We start from the raw sequence: 3,036 nt of genomic DNA, 5'->3' as shown, positions 1-3,036 counted from the left end.
CAAAAGATAAATTTGAGTTTGTAAATTTATTTTTAAGAGGCGGAAATGATCAAGGAAAACTTTATTTAGAAGTTCATCAAAGTTTAGTTGCAGAACATTATTTAAATTTAAAATCTGATTATACAAATATTTATTTACCTTATACAAAAGAAGTTACAAGTAAGTATTCGTTACGTTTATATGAATATTTACGTAGTTATTTGTATATGAATGCTAAAACTAAAAAAACACCAAATTTTAATCATGAATGAGATTTTGAAAAACTTGCTAAAATATTAAATTTAAGTTTAAAAAGTAGTTATTTTAAACAAATTAATATGTTAAAAACTAGAATTTTAGAAGTGGTGAAAAAAGATTTAGCAAAAACTGATATTATTTTTTCTTATGAATTAATTAAAGTAGGTAGAAAATATAGCAAAATAATTTTAAATACGCATTTGGATTTAGAAAAATTTAATGCTCAAAGTCCTGAACTTGAAAAAGTACCAACTAGAAAAGAATATAAAAAATATGCAAATAAATCAAAGCTAATGGCAAATAATTTTAAAAAACAAAAAAGTAACATAATTGAAAAGCAACTTTTAAGTAATGATGAAATTAAAAAAATTATGGAAGATTTTGATAATCATTAAAAATTATTGGAGATATTAATATGCATAAAATAATATTATTTAAATAAAACAAAGGAGGTAATTTATGAATGTAGAAATAATTGGTTGATTAGCAGTTGCTGTAAATAGTTTTATATTTTTACCTCAAATTATAAAAATTATTAAAACAAAAAGAGTACGTGATTTATCGTTTTTCATGTTATTAATTCAATTATTATCTTGTTTTTTATGAATAATTTATGGAATATTTATAAAAAATTGAGAAGTTGTAAGTTTAGATTCAATAATTTTAATATCTACAATTATTATGTTAGTTTTTAAATTAAATATTCATTATAAAGAACCATAAAAATAGACCACCATAATTATGGTGGTCTATTTATATTAAAAACTTTTCTTTTTAACAAACCGTTCTTTTTTAAAAAATTTCCAAAATAAACTTCATCTAAAACTTAAATTTCTTACAAATGTTTTCATAAAAAATCAACTCCTTGAAATAAATTTAAATTTAAAATTCCTTAACTAGGAATATTTACATTTTAATAAATATTTAATTATTTTTCAACTTATTTAAATGGTAGAAAATATTAAAAGTTATCATTTCTGATAACTTTTATATTAGGTGCCAACCTAATAGAAGAAAAATGTATATATTATTTGTAACTTACACTTATGTAAGTATTTATATTATATAATATTTTTTGAAAATTATTTTATTAAATTTTGTAAAATAACTTTTAGTACCTACATACTTTAAAAAGTATGTAGGTACTTTATATAAAATTAATTTAATTAAATTATATTATAGTATTTAAAGTATAAATAGTATAAATTATTAAAATAAGTTATTTATACTATTTTAATGATAAAAAATAAATTAGTATATAATAATTATTAGTAATACTTTTTAAAGTATGTAGGTACTTTATATAAAATTAATTTAATTAAATTATATTATAGTATTTAAAGTATAAAAAGTACATAAAGTTTAATTATATAAAAAGGGAGAAAGATAAAATGCCAAATATTTCTAAAAAAAATGAAGCAAAAATTATTAACACAAAAGGAGTTAAAGAATTAATTACTAATTCTGCTTCTTTCAATAAAACTTCTGACTTTAAAAAAATTAAAAATGAAGAATTTATGCCAAGAATGAAATGTGATTCTATATTAGTTAAAAAATTCAGAGAAGAAGCACAAAATAAAAAATGGTTATTAACAACTTTAATGAATGAAATTTTAGAAGAAAGATATGGAAAGATTATTGATGAAAGTGAGAGTGAATAGTTATGAAAATGATTTCATTTGCAGTAAAAAAAGGTGGAGTTGGAAAAACTACTCTTTGTAAAAATATCGCTTATAAACTTGCCTTAGAAAATAAAAAAGTGTTACTTATTGATTTAGACCCACAAGCTACACTTACTTTAAATTTTAGCAAACCAGAATATAATAAAAATAAAACCTTAAAAACAATTTTAACAGAACCAACAATGATATTTTTAAATCAAATAGTGCAAAAAACAAAATATGAAAATATTAATATTATTGTTGGGGGAGAAAACTTAAATAAAACTTCATCTTTAATAAATCTTAACTATCCAAATGAAAAAGAACAACTTTTATTAGCAGAAGTTATTTATCAAAATAATAAAGAAATATTCGATAGTTATGATTATGTTTTAATTGATTATCCACCAACTATGCAAGAATTAGCATTAAATTTTTTAACACTTTCTGATTTAATTATAGTTCCTTTAACTGATGATGGTGGTTGTTATAAAGGATTATTAGATTTAAAAAATACTTTAAATATGGCTTGTCGTATCCTTAACAAGGATATACCACCAATTAAAATTTTGTTAAATAATGTTAAAAATAATGATGTAAGTGCTACTATTTTTAAATGATTACAAGATGATAGTTTAGAAAAACTATTATTAAAATCACAAATTAAACATTCTGACACTTTTGCAAAAAATACTGTTAAACTTGATACAATTTGAACTAACCCTACTTATTGACGTCAAAAACAAGCATATGAAGAACTTATTGCAGAAATAATTTAGTAGTTAAAAATAAAAAAAACACTTAACCAAAAATGATTAAGCGACTCGGGGGCTATACCCTCTTGCACAGCATTACCTGTACTAACAATAATATTATATACTACATTAAAAAGGTTGTCAAACATAACTTTATTCATTATTTTAGAAAGAAAGTCAAATTATGCAACAAAAATACTGATGAAAATTGCAAAAAGGAACTGGCATTAAAGTTCAAATTCCTAATGATATTAATAAAGAAACTGGTAAGCAAAAGTATCGTCCAGCAATAGTAATTAAATCTTATCCAAGTCATGTAAAAGTGCAATTATTATCAACTCAACCAAATAAAGATGATTATTATAAAATTACTGTAAATAATA

5 protein-coding genes are annotated in these 3,036 nt (G+C 20.7%); all 5 read left to right on the top strand.

The window, feature by feature from the left end; all coding sequences use genetic code 4:
* Positions 1 to 632 (top strand): replication initiation protein (locus M0D11_RS05505; RefSeq protein ID WP_252320843.1); only part of this gene is annotated, 632 nt, incomplete at its 5' end.
* A gap of 64 nt (positions 633 to 696) precedes the next feature.
* Positions 697 to 960, top strand: a complete 264-nt coding sequence (locus M0D11_RS05500) for a SemiSWEET family sugar transporter (RefSeq protein ID WP_252320841.1) — start codon at positions 697 to 699, stop codon at positions 958 to 960.
* 668 nt (positions 961 to 1,628) lie between these two features.
* Positions 1,629 to 1,898: a hypothetical protein gene (locus M0D11_RS05495; protein ID WP_252320839.1), complete on the top strand. Its 270-nt coding sequence runs from the start codon at positions 1,629 to 1,631 to the stop codon at positions 1,896 to 1,898.
* 2 nt (positions 1,899 to 1,900) lie between these two features.
* Positions 1,901 to 2,677 (top strand): ParA family protein, encoded by a 777-nt coding sequence (locus tag M0D11_RS05490; RefSeq protein ID WP_252320837.1) that lies wholly within the window; start codon positions 1,901 to 1,903, stop codon positions 2,675 to 2,677.
* Between the two features lie 160 nt (positions 2,678 to 2,837).
* A partial coding sequence (locus M0D11_RS05485; RefSeq protein ID WP_252320835.1) for a hypothetical protein occupies positions 2,838 to 3,036 on the top strand: 199 nt, incomplete at its 3' end.

It is taken from the genome of Spiroplasma endosymbiont of Lariophagus distinguendus (assembly GCF_023846195.1).
Classification (GTDB): Bacteria; Bacillota_I; Bacilli_A; order Mycoplasmatales; family VBWQ01; genus Spiroplasma_E.
Note: the sequence above shows the minus strand (reverse complement) of the source record. Positions and strands in the feature narration are given on the sequence as shown.